Consider the following 24,889-nt stretch of genomic DNA (forward strand, 5'->3'; position numbering starts at 1 on the left):
GGCGCTGGAGGTCTCGGGTCAGTTGCAATTCGGGGCCTGGCCCGCGGGCCTGGCCGCAACACTCGCAGAGCATGCCGGCGGCAGCAAGCCCCTCCCCGCGGCTCGGCAGCACGAGATTATTAACCCGGCAGGCCGGAAATTCCGCAGAGGCAGGCGGTCACCTCTGCCACGCCCTCGCCCGCCTTCAGGCTGGTAAGGAAGAATGGCCGCCCGTCCCGCGCGGCGGTGGCGTCGCGCTGCATCACTTCGAGCGAGGCCCCCACATACGGGGCGAGGTCGGTCTTGTTGATCACCAGAATGTCCGAGCGGGTCAGTGCCGGGCCGCCCTTGCGCGGGATCTCCTCACCCGCCGCCACGTCGATCACGTAGAGCGTCACGTCGGCCAGCTCCGGGCTGAAGGTCGCCGACAGGTTGTCGCCGCCGCTTTCGATCAGCACAATGTCGAGGTCCGGGTGGCGCGCCTGCATTTCGGCCACCGCAGCAAGGTTGATCGAGGCGTCCTCGCGGATCGCGGTATGCGGGCAGCCGCCGGTCTCCACCCCGATGATGCGGTCCTGCGGCAGGATCTGCAACCGCATCAGCGCCTCGGCGTCCTCCTGGGTGTAGATGTCGTTGGTGATCACGCCGATCGAGAAGCGGGTCTTCAGGGTCTCGGCCAGCCGCGCGGTGAGCGTGGTCTTGCCCGCGCCGACCGGACCGCCGATGCCGACGCGCAGGGGGCCGTTCATTCTGGTCATGATTGGAATAGCCTTGGTTGCAGGGTTTCGTGGCGCATCGCAGCGATATCGGACAGGAAGGCGGTAGAGGAGATGTCCTCCAGCCCCGCCCCTGCCGCTTCCGCCGCGACGCGCAGACAGGTTTGGTTGAGCCCGGCGAGCACACCTTGCGCATCGGTCTGGCCCAGCGGCATCAGCCGCTGCGCGGCAGCAGCGAGGTTGCCGAGGAAGGCTTGCAGGTAGAGCGCCGCCACCGCCTCGGGCGGCAGGTCCATCAGCCGCGCGGCCCGGCCCAGCGCCACGGGGAGGAGCATCGGCGGCAGCGCAAGGTTCCAGACAGCCGCGGTGACGCGCGCAAAGGCCTCCCCCTGGCGCGCGCCCTCCCGCAGCCGCTCGGCCGCGGCGGCATAGGCGCGGGCCTCGGCGTCGAGCATCAAGGCGTCCGCTTCGCTTTCCGCCCGCCAGGCCAGCCATATCCAGATGGCATCGCTCCGGCCGCTGCCGAAGGCGGCAATCTCCGCCAGCCATTCGCCGAGGCTCTCCGCATCCAGGACCCAGCCCTCTCGGATCGCCTGTTCCAGCCCGTGCGAATAGGCGAAGGCGCCAACCGGATAGGCCGGCGACAGCCACTGCGTGAGCGTCAGCAGCCGGGTGTCAATGGGTGTGGCCGTCAGCATGGTCATGGGCATTGGCGTGCGGGTGGCCGTGGTCGTGGCCATGGTGATGCGCGCTGTGGCCGTGTTCGTGCGCGTGGGTGCGCCCGTGGCCATAGGCGCCGCCCTCCGGCGTGAAGGGCTCGTCGGCCTCCCGCACGGTGGCGCCGAGGTGTTCCAGCATGTGCCGGATCACCGGATCGCGCTGGATCAAGAGCCGCTCCGCGCCGATCTGGCAGGGGGTGTGGCGGTTGCCGATATGCCAGGCGAGCCGCGGCAAGTCGGGCCCGGTCACCTCCAGCACCGGTTCGCGCGCGGCGCGGACCTTCAGGAGCCGCCCGTCCGCCAGCTCCAGCGCATCGCCCTCCTCCAGCGAGGAGGTCTGCTCCAGGTCCACGAGGAAGGCCAGACCGCCATCCGCCACCAGCCGTTTGCGGCGCAGGAAACGCGCCTCGTAGCTCAGCGTCACGGTATCGGCAGCGGTGCCTTCGGGCTGGCGCAGCAGGGTCTGGGCAATGGGAAGCTCTGTCATAGTCGCCTCAATACAAGAAATAGCGTTGCGCCATGGGCAGTTCCGTGGCGGGCTGGCAATTCAGCAGCTCGCCGTCGGCGCGCACCTCGTAGGTTTCCGGGTGGACCTCCACTTTCGGAGTTGCATTGTTCAGTTTCAGGTCCGCCTTGCCGATGTTTCGGGTGTTTTCCACCGCCAGAAGCGTCTTGGCGAGCCCGAGCCGGTGGCCGATGCCATCGGCCAGCGCCGCGCCGGATACGAAAGTCACCGCCGAGTTCTCGACCGAGCGGCCGTAGCTTGCGAACATCGGCCGCGAGTAGACCGGCTGCGGCGTCGGAATCGAGGCGTTCGGGTCGCCCATCTGTGCCATCGCGATGCTGCCGCCCAGGAGCACCATCTCCGGCTTCACCCCGAAGAAGGCCGGGTCCCACAGCACCAGGTCCGCCCGCTTGCCCTCCTCGACCGAGCCGATCTCATGCGCGAGCCCATGCGCGATCGCCGGGTTGATGGTGTATTTCGCGATATAGCGGCGGACGCGGAAGTTGTCGTTGCCGCCCTGCTCCTCGGCTAGGCGGCCGCGCTGCTTCTTCATCTTGTCGGCGGTCTGCCAGGTGCGGATCAGCACCTCCCCCACCCGGCCCATCGCCTGGCTGTCCGACGCGATGATCGAGAACGCCCCCATGTCGTGCAGGATGTCCTCCGCCGCGATGGTCTCGCGCCGGATGCGGCTTTCGGCAAAGGCCACGTCCTCCGGGATCGACTTGTCGAGGTGGTGGCAGACCATCAGCATGTCGAGATGCTCGTCCACCGTGTTGACCGTAAAGGGCCGCGTCGGGTTGGTCGAGGACGGCAGCACGTGGTCCTCGCCGCAGATGCGGATGATATCAGGCGCATGGCCGCCGCCCGCGCCCTCGGTGTGGAAGGCGTGGATGGTGCGGCCCTTGATCGCCGCCAGCGTCTGCTCGACAAAGCCGCTTTCGTTCAGCGTGTCGGTGTGGATCATCACCTGCACGTCCATCGCATCGGCCACCGAAAGGCAGCAGTCGATGGCGGCGGGGGTGGAGCCCCAGTCCTCGTGCAGCTTCATCGCGCAGGCGCCGGCCAGGACCTGCTCCTCCAGCGCGGCCGGCAGGCTGGCATTGCCCTTTCCGGCAAAGGCCAGGTTCATCGGGAAGGCGTCCGCGGCCTGCAGCATGCGGCCAAGGTGCCAGGCACCGGGGGTGCAGGTGGTGGCCAGTGTCCCATGGGCCGGCCCGGTGCCTCCGCCCAGCATGGTAGTGAGGCCCGAATGCAGCGCCTCCTCGATCTGCTGCGGGCAGATGAAATGGATGTGGCTGTCAAAGCCGCCCGCGGTGAGGATGCGGCCCTCGCCCGCGATCACCTCGGTGCCGGGGCCGACGATGATCTCCACCGCTGGCTGGGTATCGGGGTTGCCCGCATTGCCGATCTTGAGGATGCGCCCGTCCTTCAGCCCGATGTCGGCCTTGTAGATGCCGCTGTAATCCACGATCAGCGCATTGGTGATCACGGTATCCACCGCTCCTTCTGCGCGGGCCGCCTGGGACTGGCCCATGCCGTCGCGGATCACCTTGCCGCCGCCGAACTTCACTTCCTCGCCATAAGGCCCGGTGAGGTCCCGCTCGACCTCGATGATGAGATCGGTATCTGCCAGCCGCAGACGGTCGCCCACGGTGGGGCCGAACATCGCGGCATAGTCGGCGCGTTTGATCGTGGCAGGCATCTCCGGGCTACTTCCTTTTCGGGCCGCGTTTGGCCAGCCGGCCAACGTTGGACTTGGTGGTGCGGCGGATCGGCTTGATCGCCTGGGACAGGGTCTTCGCGGCCTCCTGGCCCTGCATCGCCCCAAGGACGAGCTTGGTGCCGGCCTGCTGGAAGGCCTTTTGCTTTTCCGTCACCATTCGGGAGTTCTCGCTGGGCAGGACCGACCAGACCCCGGCCCAGCCCATGACCCGCATCCAGATCACCGCGCTGGCTTCCATTGCCATCAGGGTGGCCTGGGTCTGGAATTTCAGCATCGCGAAAGGATCGGTGTAAAAATCGTACTTCATAACGCACCCATGATCAGTTGATTGAACCCGTAAATGCGCCTTCCACCCTGGATTTCAATCAGCTGTACCTCACGACGCTGGCCCGGCTCGAACCGCACCGCGGTGCCGGCGGCAATATTCAGCCGACTGCCGCGGGCTGCGTCCCGGTCAAAGTCCAACGCCGGGTTGGCTTCGGCAAAGTGGTAATGCGAGCCCACCTGCACCGGCCGGTCGCCGGTATTGGCCACCATCAGCGTGAGCACCGGGGCGCCCTCGTTCAACGTCAGCTCACCCGGCGCGGGAAAGACTTCGCCCGGGATCATCAGAGCCGCCCTGCCCGGCGCGATGCAAAGACCCGGCGCAGCGCCACCGCGGCAAGAGCCAAGCAGAGGCCGCAAACAAGGGCGGCAGCCAGCCAGCTTCCCGCGGCGTGAGGGTGCAGATGCGCGCCGGCATGGGCCTGGGCGGTTGCGGGGGCCGTGAGGGCCGCAACCGCGGCGATCCATGCGTGAACAGGTTTGGTCATCTCTGTCTCCTTCAGCGGATCGGGTTATGGACGGTCACCAGCTTGGTGCCATCGGGAAAGGTGGCCTCGACCTGAACCTCGCGGATCATTTCCGGCACGCCCTTCATGCAGTCGGCGCAGGTGATCACCGCGGCGCCGGCCTCCATCATATCGGCCACCGAACGACCGTCGCGCGCGCCCTCCACCACCGCGTCGGTGATCAGTGCGACCGCCTCCGGATGGTTGAGCTTCACGCCCCGTGCAAGGCGGCGGCGCGCCACCTCGGCAGCCATCGCCAGCAGCAGCTTGTCTTTTTCTCTGGGGGTCAGGTTCATTGTCACAATCTCCAGGAGGCAGGCAGCCGGCCGCAGCTGAGACGGTCGAGAATGGGGATGAGCACATGGCGCAACGCAAAGCTGTCCGCCGCCAGCAAGCGGGCCACAAGCAGGTCCGGCGCCAGCAGGCTGACTCCGCAGGTTGCAGGCAGACAGCGGCGCAGTGGCGCGAGATGCGCTTCGGCATCCGGGGCGGCATAGGCCAGGCTCGACATTGCGCCCGCCCCGGCACCGATGGCCCGCCGCGCCATATGAGTGAACGCATCGCCGCTGAGGTCCATGCCATCGCGGTACGCGGCCACGCCGCCGCGGCTGATCCGGATCCGGTCGCGCAGGCGGATGCTGTGCAGTTGTTCGCCCATCGCAGCGCGGCCAAAGATCACGGCCTCCGCCATCAGGAAACGCGCATCCGGCGCCAGGTCTACGGCCAAGCTCCGGTTCAGCGCGCAGCCATCGAAGAGAATCAATTCCTGCGGCAGCCACATGAGTTCGGCGCCGCAGTCCGCCTCGAGCCGGGTGCTGACAACGGCCTCGCCCGTATTGGCCCGGTAAGCGCGCTCGGCCGCCTGGGTGGTGAGCGTGAGGCTGCTGCCCCGGCCCGCCCGCGCCTCCACATCGATACGGTCGCCGCCGGTCAGCCCGCCCGAGGTATTAATCAGGATCGCCTCGACGCCACCGCCGCGCGGGCGCGGAAACAGCGCCTTCATCGCGCCCGAGCTGCGGAAGCGGTCAAGCCCCGAGCCCGGCCCTGCCTGCTTGACCGACAGCAACAACGCGCCCTGCGAGCGCGGTTGCGCCGCGGCAGAGCGTGGAACAGCAGGTGTGGCGATGGCGGAAATGGTGCGGTCCCCCGGAATCCTTCGGCCCCATCTTTGAGCAGACGGCAGGCGGAGAGACTATGCCGGGCCGCGCGCTGGCGCGTTTTGCCCGAACCCGCGCCGAAATCTTCAGCAGCCCCGCACCGGTTTGGCTAAAAGACAGGCAGGGGGAGGACATCTGCGAGACCAAACGGAACATGCCGCCGGGCGGTCTCACAGCTGCTTCTGCATCAGCACCAGATCCAGCCACTGATCCCACTTGCGCCCCGCCTGCGGCACGCGGCCGGCCTCGGCAAATCCCACTGAGGCGTGGAAAGCTATCGCGCCCGGGTTGGCACCGCTGATGCCCGCAACCAGCACATGCACTTCCTCGCCCCGGGCGACCTCCTCCAGGCAGGCCATCAGCGAGCGCCCTAGCCCGCGCCGCTGTGCAAAGGGCGCGAGCTGGATGCTGTGTTCCCTGGTGTGGCGGTAACCGCTGCCGCTGCGGAAGGCGCCGTATGTTGCAAAGCCGCAGATCCGGCCTGCGAAATCCGCAACCAGGAACCGCGGCCCGCGCTCCTCTATGGTTTCAGCGATCTGCTCTGCCGTCTTTTCTTCCGAAGCGAAGGTAATCAGTGTTTCGCGGATCATCCGGTTGGTGATCTCCGCGACCGCTCCGGCGTCCTCGGGCCGGGCCTGCCTGATGGCGCGCAGCATGGTTGGCATCTTCCTTTCCTCTTCCTGCTTCAGCAGAATTCGCCGTTGATATAGGCGCGGGTGATTTCGTTCTGTGCGCCCGTCATCATCATCTCCGTCGGGCCGGTTTCCAGCACCACGCCGGTGCCGCCCTGCTGCCAGAAGAAGGCGCATCGGTCCGAGATCCGGCGTGCCTGGGCCAGGTTGTGAGTGACAACGATCACCGCGCAGCGCTGGCGCAGATCGTGGATCAGCCGCTCGATCGCGGTGCAGGAGATCGGGTCGAGGGCGCTGCAAGGCTCGTCGAACAGGATCACATCAGGGTCGCTGAGCAGGGCGCGGGCGATGCACAGCCGCTGCTGCTCCCCCCCGGATAGGTTGGTGGCGCGGTCTTGCAGCCGGTCCTTTAGGCTGCGCCAGAGGTTAACCGCGCGCAGCGCCGTCTCGATCTTGGCACCGTAGCCCGCGCGGTCACGGTCACCTGCCGCTTTAAGTGCAAACTCCATGTTTTTTCGGATCGAGAACGGGAAGGGATTGGGGCGCTGGAACACCATGGCGATGCGGTTGCGCAGCGCGGCAGGCGGCACGCTGGAGGGGTAGATCTGCGCGCCATGGAGAGAAATCCGCCCAGTTACTTGCGCTGCCGGCAAGGTATGTTCGATCATCCGGTTGAGCGTGGTGACGAAGGTGGACTTGCCGCAGCCCGAGGGGCCGATCACCGCCAGGATTTCGTTCCGGTGCAGCGTCAGGCTTACATCGCGCAGGATATCACGGCCCTCCAGCGTGACGGTGAGGCCCTCGGCCTGCAGCACAGGAAGGCCCGGCAACGCGCGGGGCGCGGGCAATGCCGGAGTGGCGGGCTGCCGGGCCCGGAGGGCAGTAGGTGAAAGCATAGGACAAGCTCCCTTGGATCAGCGTCTGGCGCGGGTGGAAAAAAACATCCCGGCCGAGCTGATTAGCAGAAAAAGCGCGATCAGCAGCAGCGCGGCGGCCGCGGCGCGCGTGTCGCCGCCCGGAATATTCATCGCGAGGTCGTAGATGTGGATCGACAGCACCCGGCCCGGGTCGAGCAGGCTTTCGGGCATCCGGTCGGAATAGCCGCTGGTGAACATCAGCGCCGCGGTCTCGGCAAGCGCCCGCCCGCTGCCAAGAAGCAGCACGGTCACGATCTCCGGCGCGCAGGCGGGGATCAGAATGCGGCAGATGAACCGCGCCTTGCCGGCACCCAGCGCATAGGCGCCACTGCGGTAGCCTGCGGGCAGGAGCCGGAACACTTCCTCGAAGGCAAAGGCACAGATCGGCAGGATCATTACCGCCAGTGTGAGCCCGCCGGTCAAGAGCGAGGTGCCCAATCCCAGCGCCTGTGCAAAGAAGCTGCTGCCGAAAAGGCCAAAGGCGATGGAGGGCACGCTGGCAAGCACCAGCATGCTGGCCCGGAACAGCCGCACCGCGCGCGAGCCGGCTGGCAGGTACTCGGTCACGAAGAGCGCCAGCGCCAAGCTGACCGGCAGCGCTGCAGCAACCGCGACCCCCAGCACCGCCAGAGTCGAGACCAGAATGGGCAACACCCCGCCGGCCCGGCCGGAATGGCGCGGCGCCTCGGTCAGGTAGGCGGGGCCGAGCTCTCCCAGCCCCTGCAGTGCGATGTCAAACACGATTTTGCCGTAGATCAGGCAGACGGCCGCGCTCACGGCGTAGAAAACCAGCGCCGTCAGCCGTTCGGCCAGCCTGCGGCCGGGCTTGTGGAGGGGTGGGGCAGCCATCTCAGACATCGACCTGCGTGGTCGGCCCGGCATCGAGGAGGCCGATAGCGAGTGCCATCCCAGTGGCCAGCACAAACAGGATCAGAACACTCAGAAACAGCACAGAGCCGTGCAGCGGTTCGGCATAGCCCATCTCCAGCGCGACGTTGGCAGTAAGGGTTCGGACCGGATCGAACAGGCCTTGCGGAAGTTCCGCCTTATTGCCGGTCACCATCAGCACCACGATGGTCTCGCCCAGGGCCCGCCCGAGCCCCAGCAGCGCCGCCGACAAGACCGCGCGCCGGATGACCACCAGCGCCATCGCAAAACAGGCAAGCCCAGGCGGTGCGCCCAGCGCCAGCGCGCCGTGCACCAGCGGCCGCGGCAGTTTTGCAAGAGCGGTGTCGATCAGCAGCGCAGTCGTGGGCACAATCATCAGCGCCAGCACCAGAATGCCGCTGATCAAGGCAAAGCCCGGAGGTGCCACGCGGGCGGCCAGGGGCACCACCTGAGTCAGCCCCCAGAAACCGAGAATCACCGTGGGCATCGCCGCCATCACGAACAGCCCGCGCCGCAGCGCCGCGGCGGCCAGAAGGGGCAGGAAGAAGTGCATCGCCGCAGCCACGGCTATGCTCACCGGCGCCGCGATCGCCACCGCCCCGAGTGAGGCCAGCAAGCTGCCGGCGAGCATTGGCTTCAGGTCGAACAGCCCGCGGGTGGGATACCAGTTCGGATCGGTGAGGAACTGCAGCGGCGGGACCGCCGCGAGAGCCGGCGCCGCGCCGCGCAGGATAACCCAGGCCACCACCAGCACCGCGAGGCAGCCGAAGACAAAGACCGCAGCAAGCAGGACGTGCAGCAAGCGCTCCTCCAGCGGCACCCGCGCCCTGCCGGCAGGACGCCCGGCCTCTGCCGCATGTGCAGTTCCGGCGTTCACTGGCTGGCCGGCGTGTAGGACAGATCGCGGATGATGTCACCGACCGCTTCGGACTTGCTGAAGCCCACCAGTTCCTGCAATTCCACCGCTTCCGCACCGGTGGTCACCAGGTTAAGCGGGCGCGTCGCCTTGTAGCTGCCATCGCCCACGTTCTCGAGCGTTGCGGGCACATCGCCCAGCGCGATCAGTTTGACCGGCACGCCAAAGCCGATGTCGACCATCGCCGCCCCGATCGAGACATAGCCTATGCTATCCGGGGTGAGCGACACGGTCTTGATCATCTGCGCATTTTCGGCGGCGACCAGGTCGCCTTGGATCTGATCCGCGGTGACCCCCAGGAACGTGTTCAGCACCACCGATGTGGCACTGCCCTCGCCCTTGGAGACCACGATGATCTCCCGGTCGGGTCCGCCCGCCTGCGACCAGTTGGTGAGTTCTCCGGTGAAGATGGCGCGGAGGTCTGCGCGGCTGATCTCTTGCACCGGGTTCTCAGCATGGATCAGCGCGGCGATGCCGTCGCGGGCAATGACATGTGCGGTCAGATCCGCTTCCGATGGCTTCAGCTCGCGCGAGACCATGGCGATATCGGTCAGCCCCCTGCGCAGATCGGCGATGCCCTTGCTGCTGCCGCCGGTTTCGACAAAGATCCGCGCCTTGCCCTCGCCCGCCTCATACAGCTTGCCGATTTCCAGCATCACCGGGGCGATGGTGCTGGAGCCTGCAAGGCGGATATCCGGCACGCCCTGCGCACGCCCTTCAGAGCTGCCGAACGCAGCAAACAGTCCGCCAGCCAGAGCCGCGAGGGCGAACACGCGTCGGGATCTTCTCATTTTGTGTCTCCTGTCAGGTCCTTGCACCCCGCGCCTGCGGGACAATCTTTCACGTTGGGACTTATGCCGCGAGCCGGCGCGGCAACGCGCCGAGGAAGCTGAGGCAAGCTTGCAGCTGCGCCGCCTCCAGATATTCGCCCGGCTGATGCGCCTGCGCCATCGCGCCCGGCCCGCAGATCACTGTGGAGTAGCCTGCCTCCTGGAACAGGCCGGCCTCGCTGCCGAATCCCGCCTGGCTGACCGCGCAGCCGCCGGCGAGTTCCTGCACGAGCGCCTCCGCTGCGCCGTCCTTTTCGGGGGCAAGGCCCGCCACCCGCGCCTTCACTTCCACGGTGATGCCCGCCTCGGAGCGGATTTTCTGCAGTTCCGCCTGCAGCGAATTGGTGCGGTCGAGATAGCGCGACAGCCAGCGGTCCATGTCTTCCTCCGGCATCACCCGGATATCGGCAGGAAAGCTGCAGTAGCCCGCGGTGGTATTGCCCGACGTGCCGCCCTTGATGCGGCCCGCGTGCAGTGTGGTGTACGGCGGCGAGAACCCGCTCCCCTGCCCCGCGGTCTTGGCCCGTTGCGCGTTTTCCAGCATCCGGTCCTCCAGCCAGCACACCAGCCGCGCCGCGGCCATGACGGCAGAGACGCCGGTATGGCAGATCGAGCTGTGCACCTCGTAGCCGGTCACCCGGGTCATCAGCGACCAGGTGCCCTTGTGCCCGTTCACGATCGACATGCCGGTGGGCTCGCCCACGATCACTGCCTCCGGCGGCGGCAGGTTTCCGGCCATATGCGCGATCAGGGGCTGGACGCCGAAGCAACCGATTTCCTCGTCATAGCTGAAGACGATGTGAACCGGGCGTTTCAGGTCCGCAGCCTGGAACTGCGGCACCATGGCGAGAACCGCTGCGCAGAACCCCTTCATGTCACAGGCGCCGCGGCCCAGGAGACGGCCGCCTTCGCTGCGCAGAGTCCAGGGATCGGCAGACCAGTCCTGCCCTTCCGCCGGGACCACATCGGTATGCCCCGACAGCACCACGCCGCCGGGCACGCTGGGGCCGATGGTTGCGATCAGCCCGGCCTTGCTGCCATCGGCATTCGGCAGCAGCGTGCAGGTGACGCCGTGGTCGGACAGGTAGCTTTGCACAAAACCGATCAGTTCCAGATTGCTGCTCATCGAAACCGTCGGAAAGGAGACCAGCCTGGCCAGCAGCGCAGTGGCCGTTTCCAGCGGCGTCATGCCTGCCCCCTGACTGCTGCGGCGTATTCGCGGTTCAGCATCCGCAATCCCCGCCCGAACAATCGGCGGCCAGCCTGCCGGAACTGCCCAGCGGCGCGCGCCCCTTGGTCTCCGCCACCGGCCGCACCGCGGTCTGGCTGCAGTCGAACAGCGCGGCTTCCTCAAGGGGCGGCCGCCCGTAGGCCGGGATAATGGCGAAACTTCCGGCATAGGGCGGGCGCTGCAGAACCGCGGCGGTCTTCGCGCAGACCGCGATGCGCACGCCGCGGGGGTAGACATGGCCATCGTCGTCCGCCACCTGCGACCAGGGGCCGAGGTAAACTGCAGCATCGCCCTGCTCCAGGCAGACGCCCTTGGTGCCGGTATAGGCGCTGAGCGCAAAGGCGCGCAGCTCGGCCCCTTCGGTGATCACCGCCGGGCGGTCCAGAAGCGGGGTCAGCGTCACCCCGTGGAAGCCAGCGCGCAGCAGCACGTCCGCGAGCACGTCCTCCTTCGGAAAGTGCCGGCAGAGGTGACCTTCGCACACAATCTGGGAGCCGCTCAGGGGCTCATCCGGCGCGAGGACCAGTGTTTCAAAGCTGCCGCCTGTCTCCAGCACCCGGGCGCATTCCGCCAGCACCAGGGGCAGCTGGTTCCCCGAGGTGGTATTGAGCAGGAAAGGCGCCATGACCTGCCGGAGCGCACCCGTTTGAATCCAGGCCTCCCGGTCCTGCCGCTGCAAAAGTGCCTCTTGGATAGCTAGCATCGAACCCGCGTTGGGCAGCCAGGCCAAGAGCGCCTCTTCCAGCGTGAAGAGGTCCGAGGGCAGCCGCTGCGACACCTGCCAGCCCTCCGGCAGGACCAAACCCTGTGCCGCCGCCGCAGTGGATTGGACCAGCCAGGCGGGCGCGCTGGCGGCGGGCTCCGGACAGCCCTCCAGCGCTGCGGCCGGCACGTCGATCAGAAGGCGCGGGCCCGGCTTGCACAGCTGCGCCTGCTGCCATTCGGCCACGGTTCCGGCCAAGGCCTGGCCATTCCAGTCCAGCGTCTCGCCGTGGGCCGGCTGTGCTGCGGCCAGTTTCGCAGCGTTAGCGATCAGTTCATCCAGCTTCTTCATCGCGGTTCCCTTCTTTCACCGAGCGCGTTTCAGCACTTCAGACAGCAGCGCTTGAACTGGCCTTCCTCCACCGGCGTGACGGAGGCGCGGAACAGCTCGTCCACGCGGGGGTCCGGGTGGAACCAGTCGTAGTGGAATTCCTGCTCCTCCAGCCGCAGCGCGCGGATGCTGTCGTTCTTCAGCAGCGGCGAGCCCTTGTAGAGATGCAGGCGGGTTTCGTACTGCACGGGGTCGACCGCCTCCTCCATGCCGGTCTCAGCCAGGAAGTCGTGGAACCTGGGGAAATCTTCCAGCCCGACCCAGGGGTTGAACATGATGAAGGTTGGGTTGAGCGTAATGCCTGACTGCTGCACGAGGCGGACCGACTCTTTGAGATCCTCCACCGTGACCTCCTTTCGGACCTGTTGCAGCACCTCCTCCTTGGGAAACTCCAGCGCCGAGGTGATCACGCGCACGCCGTGCTCGCGCAGCTCCCCCAGCCGGTCGCGGTTTTCCAGGATGTGGTCGACGCGGGTGGTGAAATCGAAGGTGAGCTCCGGGTGGCGCTGATGAATACGCGCCAGCGCGTCGAAACTGCGGCGGGTGGCGTTGAAAAATTCGGCATCAATGAAGGTCATGTGCTCCATGCCCTGCTCAACCAGGATGTCAATGTCCTCGATGATCTGGTCCACATCGCCCAGCAGCACCTTGCCGTCGTAGGCCGAATAGACCGAGCAATAGGTGCATTTGTGGTGGCAGCCACGGGTCAGCTCCAAGCCGCCGACGACCTTTTCCTCACCCATCAGATTGGTCAGGTGCGGCTGCGGGTATTTCGACAGATGCGGCGCGGCCTGGCGCAGGGGTTTCGCCATGGTGCCGCGCAGCTTGAGCATCTGCAGCGTCTGCTCGGGCGAGGCGGCGTGGCTGTAGACGTTCACCACCGGCTCCTGGGCGCCTGCCTTGCGGTTCATCAGCGAGACCAGCGGCACCTCCCATTCGCCGCTCACCACGTGGTCGGCGTAGCGGCCACTCAAGTAAGAGGCGTTGATAGTGGCATATTGCCCGAACATCACCTTCTCGGCGGTGCAGCCGGCGGCGTCCAGCTCCTTGGAGAGCTGGATGGCGGAGTTCAGGCTGTCGTAGAGCGGCACCGGAAAGATGATCGTGTCGTAGGATTTCAGCCGCTCGATGTCGTAGCCCTCGACATAGGCATCAAGGAAGTCGGTGTCGTGGCCGGCATTGCGAAGCGCGGCCAGCCCTGTGAGAGCGTTGAGCGGCTGGTAGCCGCCTTCGAAAATGGACACGAGAATGGAGGACGGCATGGTCTGAAGTTCCCTTGGCGTGAAATCGATGGCTTAGAAAACGGGGATGCGCGCAGGCTTCAGCTGCAGCAGCTTGCGGCGGGGGCGGGCTTTGCGGGATCGCCGGGGAAATGCAGTTGCCCGGCGTAGGGCTCCTGCCGCAGCCGTTCAGCCGTGGCTGCATCCACGCGGGTCACTTCCCCGCTGACCAGAAAGGCCCCGGCATCGTCGCGGACCGAAGCCCAGGGGCCTTTGTACATCACCGGGTGCAGTTCCCGGGTCTGCCCGGTTTCCTGACTGGCGGCCAGCGGTTTGACGGCCGTCACGGTGACCGACTGGAAGGTGACACTGCCGATGGTCTTCTCCGGCACCGCGGCGCGTTCGGCCACGGTGAGCCCGGTGAAGCCAGCGGCCCGCAGCGCCGCGTAGAAGGCCTGCTCCTGGTAGACGCCCGAATAGCAGCCGACCCACAGCTCGGGGTCGTCCCGCAGCTCCCGCGGCACCTCCACGTTGGAGACATTGTCCGACAGCGCAATCCGCCCGCCCGGGCGCAGCACCCGGTAGATTTCCTTCAGCACATTATCTTTGCTGGCCGTGTCCACCAGGTTGATGACGCAGTTCGAGACCACCAGATCCACCGAAGCATCGGCAATTAGCGGGGCGTTCCGGCGCTGGTCCTGCAGAGCGGCCTGGAGCGCGGCATAATCCTCCAGCCCCTCCAGCCTGCGGCCGGCGACCAGCGATTCCACCTGCTCCAGGTCGCTGGCGAGATCGTCGATCGAGCCCCAAGCAAAGCGCAGGGTGTCGAGGCCGGTGGCGGTGGCAAAACCCGCCTGATGGCGGCGCGCCAGGGTGAGCATGTCGCGGTTCATGTCGACGCCGATCACCCGGCCCTCAGGGCCCGCAATCTGGGCCAGGACGTAGCAAATCTTGCCGCTGCCGCTGCCAAGATCCAGCACCACGTCGCCTGGCCGCGCGAAGCGGGCCGGGTTGCCGCAGCCGTAGTCGCGGGCGATGATCTCCGGCGGCACGTTCTTCAACAGTGCCGGGTCGTGATCGTTCATGCGGCAGACCTGCGCCGCCTCGGCGCCCATCGCGCCATCGGCGGCGGCAATCCGGTCACTGTAGCCTGTCAAGACGGCCTGCTTGATATCCATGGTCAACTCTCGGGATTTGGGAAAGGTGGATCAAATCAGGGCAAGCCCCTGAAGGGTGAGGAGCAGTGCGAGGCCCAGGAAAGCCTGCAGCACCGAGCCGCCGGCCAGGATCGCGGTGGCGCTCATCTCGCGCTCCCCCGCCAGGGCGCTGCGGCGGACCAGCCAGTAGAAGCTGTCGTTGGGCAGAATCGCGACGAAGGAACCAAGGCAGACCGCCAGCACCGCCGCCACCGGCGAAACCTGCGAGGCCGCCACAATCGGCACCGCGACGGGGCCCGCGGCGGCAAAGGTGGACATGCTGGAGCCCTGCAAGAGCTTGAACAGCGCCGTCATCGCAAACAGGGTGAGCAGCGCGGCGGCGCCGTTCTGCGCAGTGAATATCTCCGCTACCGGCACTACCGCGGTGACAAAGGCGCTGAAGGCGCTTGCCGCCCCGATGATCAGCAGCAGCGAGCCGGTGCGGCGGATGGCGGCATCGATGCAGCCCCGCCGTTCCCCCGCCGGCACCATGCCGAGCGCTGCCGCGGCGGTCAGCAGCAGCGCGCCCTTGGGATTGGTGGCGAAATCGAGCCAAGGGCTGAAGGCGAGGTCCATAAGCGCACCGCAGGCCAGCAGCCCGGCGAGGAGGGCAAAGGGCCACAAGAGCTCCAGCGAGGCAGTCCCCGCGCCGCGCCCGGTCTGCCCGCTATCCAGGCCAAGGCGCCGCTCGATCACGCGGCCAAAGATCAGCCCGGCGGCCCAGACCGGCGCGAAAATCGCGGCGCAGTAGGCCAGCAGACGGGCATCGGCCACACCCAGGCTGGTGGCGACGATCAGGGGACCTGCGGGAAACAACAGCTTGAAGCCCGCGTAAGCGCCAAACGCAAGCGAGAGTTTGCGGGTCTGCACCATCGGCGACAACGCCGCGTAGGCAGTGTCCGGACAGATCATCCCGGCCCCCGCCACTGGCGCAAAACCAACCGACAGGGTCTGCGGGACCTCGATCTTCTGCCGGTCTATGGCGGCGGCAATCGCGAAAGAGGGCAGGAGGATCAGCGCGAATTCCCCCGCCGCATAGCCCCAGCCGCTGTTGAAGGTGGAAATGATCTCCCCCGCGCTGAAGCCCGCGACCAAGCCAATCAAAAGAGTGATCAGGATCATCCAAACCAGCACCGGCCAATTTGGCCAGAGACTGACGGGCGTTGCCTTTGCGGCGGTTTGGTCTGCCATGCGATACACTCCCTGACGGGCGGGAAGAGACGCCGCCCGCACCTTGTCCGCCTGCGCTAGCCTTGGCGTCTTCCGGGCACAGCACCGCCCTTGGCCCCGCAGCGTTCCAGCCGCGGCGCCCGCCTCTTCTGGTCCAGATGCAGGAGACCGTTACTGCCGCCTGACAGGCGGCGTTAATTCTGCTTAAACGGGTATTTGCCGATTTCAAAATCTGATTTATTCATGGGTATATGAACAAAACTGCATACAGGCTTCCGAGCTCGAAATCACTGCTCGCCCTTGAGGCGACCGTACGGCTCGGCAGCGCTACGCGGGCGGCGCGCGAGCTGCTGGTGACGCAAACCGCGATCAGCCACCGGCTGAAGGACCTGGAAGACCAGCTCGGCAAGCCGCTGTTCTGCCGCCACGGCCGCACGCTCGTCCCCACGGCGGAAGCCTTGAGCCTGGCCGAAGCGGTGCGCAGCAGCGCCTGTATCCTCAACACCGCCTGGAACAGCATCCAGAGCCCGGCGGAGCGGGACACCTTGACCATTTCGATGCTGCCCGCGCTGGCCAGCAAGTGGCTGGCACTGCGTCTGTCGGACATGCTGGGCGAGGTGCGCAGCGCGAACTTGCGAATCTCGGCTTCGCGCGAGCTGGTGGACTTCCGGTGCGACGGCATCGATGCGGCGATCCGCTACGGCGTCGGCAACTGGCCCGCAGTGCGGGCGCGCCACATCGCCGACGAGTTCGTCGCCCCGGTGATGGCGCCCAGCCTGGCGCGGCAGATCGATCCCGCCTCGCCGCAGGCGCTGTCCGGCGTCACCCTCCTGTGCTGCGATAACCCGGACAGCTGGGATGACTGGTTTGCGGCTTCCGGACACGAGCGGCCGCGCGACCCCGCCGAGATACATTTCGACGAAGACGCGACCATGCTGGAATCCGCGATCGGCGGCACCGGTGTGGCGCTCGGACGCTTTGCGCTCACTGCGCATGACCTCAGGACCGGCCGTCTGGTGGCGCCTTTTTCCTGCCGGATGACCTCCCGCTACAGCTATTGGTTCGTTCAGGACCATTCCGCGCCCGAACGCCGCTCGACCGAGGAGTTCTTCACCTGGGCGCGCAAATGCCTGTCACGGGATGCGCAGATGCAGGCGGACGCCGTGCAGCCGGGAAAGCCCTGACCGGGGCCAGGGCCTTCAAGCGCGCCGGCGGGCGGGCTTCCGGCTACAGGATGCGCTTGCGCAGGGCGGAGGACACCAACTCGCCAAACACCACCAGCGCCAGGATGGTAAGCAGGACCATCGAGACCTCAGGCCAGTTGAAGGTGTCGATGGCGCCCTGCAGGATCATCCCGATGCCTCCCGCGCCCACCAGCCCCAAGACGGTGGATTCGCGCAGATTGATGTCCCAGCGCAGGATAGCGACGGCGAAGAAGGCGGGCATCACCTGCGGCACGATGGCATAGAGCACAATCTTGAACTGGGAAGCGCCCGCGGCCTCCAGCGCTTCCACCGGCTTGCGGTCGATCTCCTCGATTGCCTCGCCCAGCAGTTTGCCGAGGAAGCCGATCGAGCGGAACATGATCGCGGCGATGCCTGCGACGATGCCGGGGCCGAAGATGGCGACGAACAGAAGCGCCCAGATGATCGTATTGACCGAACGCGAGGAGACCAGGATGAACCGCCCCAGCCAAAGCGCGGCCCGGTTCGGCGTTGTGTTCTGCGCGGCGATATAGGCGACCGGCAGCGACACGACGACGGCAATCATCGTCGCCAGCGTTGCGATGTTCACGGTCTGCCAGATCGCCTCCAGGATCGAAGGCAGGTTGCTGGGATCAGGCGGCATCATGCGGGCGAAGAGGTCGCCCATCTGCGCTGGTGCGTCCCAGACCCATTCCCAGATCACGTCGATGCTGCCCAGCGCCCAGCCCACCACAAGGAGCGTCAACGCCAGCCCGCCATAGCGCATCAGCCGCTGGCGCAGGGTGAAGCGGGACCAGTGGTCGAGTGACTGTTGCAATGGTTGAGTGGTCATCATGCGATCCGCTTCCTGACAAATCCGCTCACCGCTTCCGACACCAGGATCACGCCGACGATGACCATAGTGATGGCGAGGGCAAAGTCGTAGTCATAGCGCCCGAAGGCATTGGCCAGCGTCGCCCCGATACCGCCCGCACCGACGATGCCGACAACGGCAGAAGCGCGCAGGTTGCTGTCGAGCTGGTAGATTCCCAGCCCCACCAGCCGCGGCATGATCTGCGGCATCACCGCATATGCCAGCGTCGCGACGAAGCCCGCCCCAGCGGACCGCATCGCCTCGACCTGTCCGAAGTCGATTTCCTCGATCCGTTCGGCCAGGAGCTTGGCAACAAAGCCGATGGAATAGACCACCAGCGTCAGCGCGCCTGCGAGCGGGCCGAAGCCCACAGCCTTCACGAAGATGATCGCCACGATCACCGGGTGGAAGCTGCGCGCGATGATGATGGCAGCCCGGCCCAGGAGGTAGACCGGCCGCACCGCGATGTTGCCCGCCGCCATGAAGGCCAGCGGCACCGAAAGCGCGACGCCGCCCACGGTGGCGAGGATGGCGATCTTCAGGCTTTCCAGAAAGCCGTCGATCAGGAGGCCCGCGCGGTCGAAGCTGGGCGGGAACGCACCGCTGAAGATGCGCTGCGCCCGCGTCAGCCCCTCGGCGGCGCGGTCCCAGTCGATCGGCAGCGTCGCCAGGGTGACGAAGAAATATAGCCCCGCCGCCGCATAAAGCCCGTAGCGCAGCACGGGGCTCGCAATGAAAGGCGGCTTGCGCCAGGTGTCCGGAGTGCTGCTCATGCCGCGGCCCCGACACTGGACCCCGCACCCGTGCCGACGCCAGCCTGCGCACGGTCCTGGGCCGGCACACCGGCATAGATCGCATCCATCTCGGCCGTGCCCAGCGCGCCCGGCAGATCGTCGAAGATGATCCGTCCGTAGCGCATCCCGACGATGCGGTCGCTGTACTGTTTGGCCTCGGTCACGTTGTGGATGTTGATGATCACCGGCAGCTTCAGTTCGCTTGCCAGGTCGCGCAGGAGCGACATGATCTGCTCGGAGGTCTTGGGGTCGAGCGAGGCGGTGGGTTCATCAGCCAGCAGGATCTCCGGCCGCTGCATCAGCGCGCGCACCACACCGACCCGCTGGCGCTCGCCGCCCGACAGCTCGTCGGCGCGTTTGTTGGCGTAATGGGCGATGCCCACCCGCTCCATCAGCTCATAGGCGTGGCGGATGTCCTCGCGCGGGTAGCGCCTGGTCAGCGCCGCCCAGGTGGAAATGTATCCCAGCCGCCCGGACTGCACGTTCTCCATCACCGTCAGCCGGTCGATCAGGTTGAAGCTCTGGAACACCATGCCGATGCGGCGGCGCGCGTCGCGCAGCTGGCGGCGGTTCAGGGCAGTGAACTCGGTGCCGTTCAATTCAATCGAGCCCGAAGTCGGCTCGACCAGCCGGTTGATGCAGCGCAGGAGCGTGCTCTTGCCCGCGCCGGAGGAGCCGATCACCGAGGTGACCTGGTCGCCCTCCACGGTCAGATCCAGCTCCTTCAGCACCGGGTCGCCGGAGCCGTAGCGTTTGGTCAGTTTGGAAATTTTAAGCATGGCGGCCTTTCGGACAAAGCACGGCCCCTCCCCTGCCGCAAGTGCCAGGCAGGGGCCGCAGGTGTGCCCGGCCGGCGCAAGACCGGCCGGGGCAAGGCTGTGAGGAGGGGCTATTTCCCGGCGAGGCCCTGGGGCGTGTATTCCACTCCGTTGGAGGCCTGGATCTGACGGATGACTGCCCACTGATCCTTGTAGGTTATCGGGATGAACTTACTCACGCCGTCAAACTCGTCACCCAGCTTGGTGCCGGCGAAATCGAAGCTGAAGAAGGCTTCCTTGATCTTCTCGGTCAGCTCCGGGTCGAGGTTGTGCGCCACGGTGAAGGAGGTCGTCGGGAACGGATCGCTCTCCCATATCTTGCGCACGTCCGCCGGGTCATAAAGCCCGCGCTCGGCCATGCGGTCCACCACTTCGGAGGCCACAGGAGCGGCGTCATAGTCGCCCGCAACCACGCCCAGCATCGACTGGTCGTGCGAACCGGAATAGATCACCTCGTAGTCCTTGTCCGGCACCACACCCAGGTCCGGGAACAACGCGCGCGGCGCCTGGTTGCCGGAGTTGGAAGTCGGCGAGGTATGCGCAACCCGGCGGCCTGCCAGGTCCTCCACCTTCTCGATGTCGGAGCCGGCCTGGGTGAAGACTTGCAACTTGTAACCGAACTGGCCGTCCTCGGCGCCCATGATCGCAAACGGCACCGCGCCAGCGAGGTTCACCGCAAAGGGCGTCGGCCCGGTGGAGAAGCCTGCCACATGCAGGCGGCCCGAGCGCATCGCCTCGACCTCGGCCGAGTTCGACTGCACTGCGAAGAACTGCACGTCCTTGCCCGTCACCTCTTCCAGATGCGCGATGAAGGGTTCCCAGATATCGGCGTAGACGGCCGGGTCCTCGACCGGGGTGTAGGCGAAGACCAGCGTGTCGGGGTTGCTCAGCTTGGCCGGATCGGTGGGCGTGTCGGCCACCAGATCGCCGTCGGCGTCGCAATAGAGCGCATCGAGCGCGCCGCGCTCGGCGCAGTCTTCCGCCGCGCTGACGGAAACCGCCGCGGCCGACAGGATGCCCAGCGCCGCCACGGCGCGGGTTACGAATTTGTCCATGTTTTCCTCCCTTTGAAGCGCCGCTGCCGGATCAATCTTCCGCACGTCACGGGCACTCGTGATTGTCACGTTAGAGGCCTGCGCGCGGCGGCGGCCAGACGCGATATGTTAACCGGACAGCAGATTGGCGGTTTTGATGTTAACAATGTTTCAAACTCCTGCGCTGGCCTCTAGAGATGCTAGTATTTTCCGGAACGGCGCGGGGAGGCGTCTCCGGATAAGACGAAAACCCCCGTTGAGGAGGAGGGACGCATGCAGCAGGGCAAGGCTGAGCCGCTGATTGCCATCGTGGATGATGACCCGGATGTGCGCGACACGCTGGCCGCGCTGATGCGGGGCAGCGGGTTCGAGCCCATTTGCTGCGAGAACATCGCCGCCTTCCTCGCGCTTGGCGACCCGCCGCCGGTGGATCTCGCGCTGATCGACCTGCGGCTGCAGGGGGAATCCGGGCTGACGCTGGCGATCCACATCCGGGAGCGCTACGATATCCCCATCGTCATGCTGACCGGCGCCGGGGACGAGATCGACAAGATCATCGGGCTGGAGACCGGCGCCGACGACTACCTCATCAAGCCCTTCAATCCGCGCGAACTGGTCGCCCGCATCCGCGCGGTGCTCCGCCGCTACGGGCTTGGCAGCCTGAAACCCGCGAACGGACAAGGCATCGCCTTTGGCACCATGCGCGTCGACGTGCAGTCGCGCAGGCTGCTGAACCGCGACGGCGAGGAAATCCCGCTCACCAACGCCGAATACCGGCTGCTGGAATACTTCGCCCGCAACCCGGAGCGCGTGATACCGCGGCCCGAACTCCTGGAAGAGCTGGGCTCGGACATGCAGCGCTATGTCGACCGCACCATCGATGTGCTGATCCTGCGCCTCAGGCGCAAGATCGAGACGGTGCCCTCCAAGCCCGTGCATCTTCAGACCCGGCGCGCGCAGGGCTACGTCTTCCACCTCTCTGCGGGCTGAACGCGATGCCGCCCCTGCCCCGGCTCAGCGTCCGGTTTCACCTCTCGGCAGCCATCGCCACGCTGTTTGCCCTGATCCTGCTGGTCAGCCTGATCGGCATGCGGGTGCTGAACCGCACCGAGCTGTGGATGAACACGCTGCATCAGGACACGCTGGCCGAGGTCTCCGCCGCGCTCGATCTGTCGCGGCGCTCCGCCGACCTGGCAACCTCAGCGCCCTTCCTGTTTGCGCTGTTCGCACCGTTCCAGCTGGAGGCCGAAGCCCAGACCGTGCTTGCGAACCTGCGCAGCATCGAGACACATCTGGCGCGCGATCCGGCGCTGGACCTGCCGGTGGCGCGGTTGCGCATCGCCATTGGCGATCTGAGCGCGGCGCTGGAGCCGCAGGCCGCCCGCAAGGCGGAGCTGACCGCAATCGGTCGAGACATGCAGCGGCTCTCCCGGAGGGTGCGGCGGCTTGCCGGCGATACCTCCCTGCCGCTGGCCGAGCGCGAGGTCTGGGCCGGGCTGCAAGGGCTCACCGCCAGCGTCATCGGCGCGGTGCAGGCGAAGGAGATGATCGAACTGGGCGAGTTCTCCCGCCGTTATGCCAAAGACCGAAAGGCCCTGGCCGCAAGGCTGCTGCCCGTTCATCGCGCAACCTTTGACGAGATCGAACAGGCGGCTGTGCGCAGCGCTCTGGTCTTCCTGCTGAAGCACCGTGAGATTGCCGCCGGACTTGATGCCGAAAACGCCCTGTTCCGCATCCGCCAGGAAACCGGCCGTATCAACAAATCCGCCGAACAGCGGGTGAAGGAAGCCCAGGCGCGGCTGTCGCAGGCACGGGCGGAGACCTCCTCGAACCTCGGGTTTGCGATCAACTCTTTTGTCGCGCTGACGCTAGCGAGCCTCCTGGTGGCGGTGCTCTCTGCCCTGTTCGTCTCCCGTTACGTCGCGCGCAACCTGCGGCGGGTGGCCGGCGCCATGCGCAAGCTGGCCGCGGGCGACCACCGCAGCACCCTGCCCGCGCCCCGGGTGGCGGAGGACGAGATCGGCCAGCTGTTCCTCGCCTTTCAGGTGTTCCGCGACAACGCCCGCAAGCTTGACCGGCGCACCGGTGAGATCCGGCGCCAGAACGCGCTGTTTGCCCGCGTCTTCCGCAACATTCAGGACGGCATCGCCATCACTGCCGCCGATGGCCGGATCGAGGCCGAAAACGGGAAGCTGCGCACGCTCTTGCGGCTGCCGCCCGCAGACGGCCCCGCGCCTGCGATGCAGGACCTGCTCGCGCGCTCCGCCTTTGCCCGGCAGGCCAGCGCAATTGAGCGCGGCGGGTTCGAGGAATGGCGCGATGCCGCGGGTCACGTGCTGGAGCTGCGCCACTCGCCCCTGCCCGACGGCGGCGCAGTCTGGCTCCTGTCGGAAACCACCGAGCGCAAACGCATAGACGAACGGCTGGAGGAGATCCGCCGGGTCGAAACGCTGGGCAAAGTCACCGGTGAGGCGGCGCATGATTTCGGCAACATCCTCTCCAGCATAGCGGGCAACCTGCATCTCCTGGACGGGGCCGAGGGTGCGGAGGCGCGCCGCCTGCGGGCGCGGATTGGCTCGGCGGTGGATCTTGGCACCTCCCTGACCGAGCGGCTTCTGGCCTTTGCCCGCAAGCAGCATCTGGAGCCGCAGGTCACGGATATCGCCCAACTGGTGGAAGGAATGGCGGATCTCCTCGAAATAGCGCTGCCGGAAACGGCCGGCCTGGAATTCGAACTGCCCGGCGAAGCGGTGCTGGCCCGCATCGACCCTGGCCAGCTGGAAAGCGCAATCCTGAACCTGTGCGTCAATGCGGGACAGGCAATAGAAGGCGCGGGCACCGTTCGGGTCTGCGTCGGGGGCGGCAGCCAGGGCAGCAGTGACGGCGCCCGCGTCCGCATCAGCGACGACGGCTGCGGCATGACGCCCGAGATCCTGCAGCAGGCGACCGACCCATTTTTCACCGCGCGCAGCGATGGCAGCGGCACCGGGCTGGGGCTGTCCATGGTGGACGGCTTTGTGCATCAGTCGGGCGGCCGGCTCACGATTGCCTCCCGCCCCGGCGAAGGCACCACCGTCACCATGGACTTCCCGCCCCATGCAGAGGCCGGCCTCCCCCTTGCGCCGCCGCAGTTCCAAGGCACCGCGCTGGTGGTGGACGACGACCCGGCCTACCTCGCCGCGGCTGCCGCGGCGCTGGAACGCTTCGGCCTCGACGTGCGGCAAGCGGCTTGCCATGCCGAAGGCGCGGCGCTCTTGCGGCAGCTGCCGGCTCTGAATCTAATGCTGAGCGATCTGAACCTCGATGCAGGCCACTCCGGCTGGGACCTCGCGCGGCTTGCGGGTGAAGTGCAGGAGGGCTGCCATGTCATCGTGATGTCCGCCCGCCGCGTCCCGCCGGCGCCTGCGGGTTTGCACGGCACAGTGCCGCTCTCGACAATCGAAAAACCGCTGACGGAACCTAGCCTGCTGGAGCTGATCCGGGCGGCGCGGCTGGCAGCGGCCTGACGCAGAGACTGGCCGGAACTGCATGCCCGCAGAGCGGGGCAACGGCAGAAGGCAGAAGGCCATAGAAAAACAGAATAAATACAGGAGATGCTGCACCCCGGAATGGAATGCGTTGCCCTTATCCCGGCCTGGCTGCAGGAACAGCAAACTACCGGAGCGCGCATCGAAGCTGCCGGGAGGCAGAAACACCGGGCACCCTGGAAATCATTATCAGTAGTTTCGATTATTTTCCCGATTTTGGCCGCCGCTGATGCCCGGCCGACCCGGCCGCAAACTTGACCCGGCCCTGTAACAGGTGCCAGATTTACCTTGTTTAGTTTTTTGCAACCCGGTGCATCGATGTTCAAAAGTGCCTTTTTTCCGTCGTGCTGGGGCTTGTGATCTCTCCAGCCCCGGCGAGCCCCCAGTCCAACGCCCAAAGCATAGCTGCTGCGCTGCAAAGCTGGCGCGACGCCTGCGGGGATCCGAACCCGGATCTGGTGATCGGCTATCTCTCAGATGCGGTTGCCACCAACAATATCGACATCCGCAAAGCCTGCATGCGGCAGGTCTTTGCCTCGGACAACGTGGATCTCAGGAACGCGGCGCTGCGCATCGTGATCGCCGCGCTGCCGCGCATCCGGTTCCGCGTCGGAAAGCCGGAGCGGCCCGGCCCATTATACCCGAACATCCAGACCGGGTTCGTGTTTCAGGCCGCCAACGGCGATGCAGGCGCGGGAACGGCGACCTGGTACACGACCTTCTCGAACCGGGAACCGGAGGATGAGTACAGCGGAACCGTGGCAGTGCTTGGCCCCGGCATCGTGTGGGAAGGCCCGGTCAAATGGGGATCGGCAAGCTATAAATGTCAGCTGTCTGCCGATCTGGCGGAGCGCTCGCAGCTGGTAGGCCTGGTCCACTGCGGAAATCTCGGCACCTATCCGATCTCGGCCGAGCTGATGGACTGAGCCCGTCCAG

At 66.5% G+C, this 24,889-nt stretch carries 27 protein-coding genes; 4 read left to right on the forward strand and 23 right to left on the reverse strand.

What is annotated here, in order from left to right:
• Positions 1–119 precede the first annotated feature (119 nt).
• The 19 genes from ureG to arsQ form a co-directional block, all read right to left on the reverse strand.
• Positions 120–737 (reverse strand): urease accessory protein UreG, encoded by a 618-nt coding sequence (gene ureG / locus ACOHWE_RS15035; RefSeq protein ID WP_420667531.1) that lies wholly within the window; start codon positions 735–737, stop codon positions 120–122.
• Positions 734–1,399: an urease accessory protein UreF gene (locus tag ACOHWE_RS15040; RefSeq protein ID WP_420667532.1), complete on the reverse strand. Its 666-nt coding sequence runs from the start codon at positions 1,397–1,399 to the stop codon at positions 734–736. Before ACOHWE_RS15040 ends, ureG begins: the two co-directional genes overlap by 4 nt.
• Positions 1,371–1,901 carry an urease accessory protein UreE gene (gene ureE / locus ACOHWE_RS15045; protein ID WP_420667533.1) on the reverse strand — a complete coding sequence of 177 codons (531 nt, stop codon included), beginning with the start codon at positions 1,899–1,901 and terminating at the stop codon, positions 1,371–1,373. The genes ACOHWE_RS15040 and ureE overlap by 29 nt, the downstream gene beginning before the upstream one ends.
• Before the next feature lie 7 nt (positions 1,902–1,908).
• Positions 1,909–3,621, reverse strand: a complete 1,713-nt coding sequence (ureC, locus tag ACOHWE_RS15050; RefSeq protein ID WP_420667534.1) for an urease subunit alpha — start codon at positions 3,619–3,621, stop codon at positions 1,909–1,911.
• A 7-nt stretch (positions 3,622–3,628) separates the two neighbouring features.
• Positions 3,629–3,949: an antifreeze protein gene (locus ACOHWE_RS15055; protein ID WP_420667535.1), complete on the reverse strand. Its 321-nt coding sequence runs from the start codon at positions 3,947–3,949 to the stop codon at positions 3,629–3,631.
• A complete protein-coding gene (locus ACOHWE_RS15060; protein WP_420667536.1) occupies positions 3,946–4,251 on the reverse strand; it encodes an urease subunit beta in 306 nt (101 codons plus the stop codon). Before ACOHWE_RS15060 ends, ACOHWE_RS15055 begins: the two co-directional genes overlap by 4 nt.
• Positions 4,251–4,454, reverse strand: coding sequence for a hypothetical protein (locus ACOHWE_RS15065; protein WP_420667537.1), 204 nt, complete (start codon positions 4,452–4,454; stop codon positions 4,251–4,253). The genes ACOHWE_RS15060 and ACOHWE_RS15065 overlap by 1 nt, the downstream gene beginning before the upstream one ends.
• Before the next feature lie 11 nt (positions 4,455–4,465).
• Entirely contained in the window at positions 4,466–4,768 is a 303-nt protein-coding gene (locus tag ACOHWE_RS15070) for an urease subunit gamma (RefSeq protein ID WP_420667538.1), read from the reverse strand.
• Positions 4,769–4,770: 2 nt separating this feature from the next.
• Entirely contained in the window at positions 4,771–5,538 is a 768-nt protein-coding gene (locus ACOHWE_RS15075) for an urease accessory protein UreD (protein WP_420667539.1), read from the reverse strand.
• A gap of 261 nt (positions 5,539–5,799) precedes the next feature.
• Positions 5,800–6,294 (reverse strand): GNAT family N-acetyltransferase, encoded by a 495-nt coding sequence (locus ACOHWE_RS15080; protein WP_420667540.1) that lies wholly within the window; start codon positions 6,292–6,294, stop codon positions 5,800–5,802.
• A gap of 20 nt (positions 6,295–6,314) precedes the next feature.
• Positions 6,315–7,091 carry a phosphate ABC transporter ATP-binding protein gene (locus tag ACOHWE_RS15085; protein WP_420667541.1) on the reverse strand — a complete coding sequence of 259 codons (777 nt, stop codon included), beginning with the start codon at positions 7,089–7,091 and terminating at the stop codon, positions 6,315–6,317.
• Between the two features lie 84 nt (positions 7,092–7,175).
• Positions 7,176–8,027 carry a PstA family ABC transporter permease gene (locus ACOHWE_RS15090; RefSeq protein WP_420667542.1) on the reverse strand — a complete coding sequence of 284 codons (852 nt, stop codon included), beginning with the start codon at positions 8,025–8,027 and terminating at the stop codon, positions 7,176–7,178.
• A 1-nt stretch (position 8,028) separates the two neighbouring features.
• Positions 8,029–8,868, reverse strand: a complete 840-nt coding sequence (locus tag ACOHWE_RS15095) for a PstC family ABC transporter permease (RefSeq protein ID WP_420667543.1) — start codon at positions 8,866–8,868, stop codon at positions 8,029–8,031.
• Positions 8,869–8,939: 71 nt separating this feature from the next.
• Complete coding sequence (locus ACOHWE_RS15100; protein WP_420667544.1) at positions 8,940–9,773, reverse strand: phosphate ABC transporter substrate-binding protein; 834 nt, start codon at positions 9,771–9,773, stop codon at positions 8,940–8,942.
• Positions 9,774–9,834: 61 nt separating this feature from the next.
• Positions 9,835–11,001, reverse strand: coding sequence for an acetylornithine deacetylase (gene argE / locus ACOHWE_RS15105; RefSeq protein WP_420667545.1), 1,167 nt, complete (start codon positions 10,999–11,001; stop codon positions 9,835–9,837).
• Between the two features lie 34 nt (positions 11,002–11,035).
• Complete coding sequence (locus ACOHWE_RS15110; protein WP_420667546.1) at positions 11,036–12,097, reverse strand: hypothetical protein; 1,062 nt, start codon at positions 12,095–12,097, stop codon at positions 11,036–11,038.
• 29 nt (positions 12,098–12,126) lie between these two features.
• A complete protein-coding gene (arsL, locus tag ACOHWE_RS15115) occupies positions 12,127–13,398 on the reverse strand; it encodes an arsinothricin biosynthesis radical SAM protein ArsL (RefSeq protein WP_420667547.1) in 1,272 nt (423 codons plus the stop codon).
• Between the two features lie 59 nt (positions 13,399–13,457).
• Positions 13,458–14,534 carry a methyltransferase domain-containing protein gene (locus ACOHWE_RS15120; protein ID WP_420667548.1) on the reverse strand — a complete coding sequence of 359 codons (1,077 nt, stop codon included), beginning with the start codon at positions 14,532–14,534 and terminating at the stop codon, positions 13,458–13,460.
• Positions 14,535–14,564: 30 nt separating this feature from the next.
• Positions 14,565–15,743, reverse strand: coding sequence for an arsinothricin export permease ArsQ (gene arsQ, locus ACOHWE_RS15125; protein ID WP_420667549.1), 1,179 nt, complete (start codon positions 15,741–15,743; stop codon positions 14,565–14,567).
• Between the two features lie 230 nt (positions 15,744–15,973).
• Here arsQ and ACOHWE_RS15130 point away from each other — a divergent pair, with 230 nt between their 5' ends.
• The gene (locus ACOHWE_RS15130; RefSeq protein WP_420667550.1) at positions 15,974–16,906 is read left to right on the forward strand and encodes a LysR substrate-binding domain-containing protein; all 933 of its coding nucleotides are present in this window, start codon (positions 15,974–15,976) and stop codon (positions 16,904–16,906) included.
• A 43-nt stretch (positions 16,907–16,949) separates the two neighbouring features.
• On the opposite strand, the gene phnE (ACOHWE_RS15135) is transcribed toward ACOHWE_RS15130, so the two are convergent.
• The 4 genes from phnE (ACOHWE_RS15135) to phnD all read right to left on the reverse strand — a co-directional run bounded on the left by phnE (ACOHWE_RS15135) (position 16,950) and on the right by phnD (position 20,447).
• Positions 16,950–17,759 (reverse strand): phosphonate ABC transporter, permease protein PhnE, encoded by an 810-nt coding sequence (gene phnE / locus ACOHWE_RS15135; protein WP_420667574.1) that lies wholly within the window; start codon positions 17,757–17,759, stop codon positions 16,950–16,952.
• Positions 17,759–18,553 carry a phosphonate ABC transporter, permease protein PhnE gene (phnE, locus tag ACOHWE_RS15140; protein ID WP_420667551.1) on the reverse strand — a complete coding sequence of 265 codons (795 nt, stop codon included), beginning with the start codon at positions 18,551–18,553 and terminating at the stop codon, positions 17,759–17,761. The genes phnE (ACOHWE_RS15135) and phnE (ACOHWE_RS15140) overlap by 1 nt, the downstream gene beginning before the upstream one ends.
• Positions 18,550–19,353 carry a phosphonate ABC transporter ATP-binding protein gene (gene phnC / locus ACOHWE_RS15145; protein ID WP_420667552.1) on the reverse strand — a complete coding sequence of 268 codons (804 nt, stop codon included), beginning with the start codon at positions 19,351–19,353 and terminating at the stop codon, positions 18,550–18,552. The genes phnE (ACOHWE_RS15140) and phnC overlap by 4 nt, the downstream gene beginning before the upstream one ends.
• Positions 19,354–19,463: 110 nt before the next feature.
• The gene (gene phnD / locus ACOHWE_RS15150; RefSeq protein ID WP_420667553.1) at positions 19,464–20,447 is read right to left on the reverse strand and encodes a phosphate/phosphite/phosphonate ABC transporter substrate-binding protein; all 984 of its coding nucleotides are present in this window, start codon (positions 20,445–20,447) and stop codon (positions 19,464–19,466) included.
• 252 nt (positions 20,448–20,699) lie between these two features.
• Here phnD and ACOHWE_RS15155 point away from each other — a divergent pair, with 252 nt between their 5' ends.
• The 3 genes from ACOHWE_RS15155 to ACOHWE_RS15165 all read left to right on the forward strand — a co-directional run bounded on the left by ACOHWE_RS15155 (position 20,700) and on the right by ACOHWE_RS15165 (position 24,879).
• On the forward strand, positions 20,700–21,416 hold the full coding sequence (locus ACOHWE_RS15155; RefSeq protein ID WP_420667554.1) for a response regulator transcription factor: 717 nt from the start codon (positions 20,700–20,702) through the stop codon (positions 21,414–21,416).
• A 5-nt stretch (positions 21,417–21,421) separates the two neighbouring features.
• Positions 21,422–23,932: an ATP-binding protein gene (locus ACOHWE_RS15160; protein ID WP_420667555.1), complete on the forward strand. Its 2,511-nt coding sequence runs from the start codon at positions 21,422–21,424 to the stop codon at positions 23,930–23,932.
• Positions 23,933–24,309: 377 nt separating this feature from the next.
• Complete coding sequence (locus tag ACOHWE_RS15165) at positions 24,310–24,879, forward strand: hypothetical protein (RefSeq protein WP_420667556.1); 570 nt, start codon at positions 24,310–24,312, stop codon at positions 24,877–24,879.
• The last annotated feature ends 10 nt before the right edge of the window (positions 24,880–24,889 follow it).

Origin of the sequence: Cribrihabitans neustonicus (assembly GCF_048820895.1) — a bacterium.
GTDB lineage: Bacteria > Pseudomonadota > Alphaproteobacteria > Rhodobacterales > Rhodobacteraceae > Cribrihabitans_A > Cribrihabitans_A neustonicus.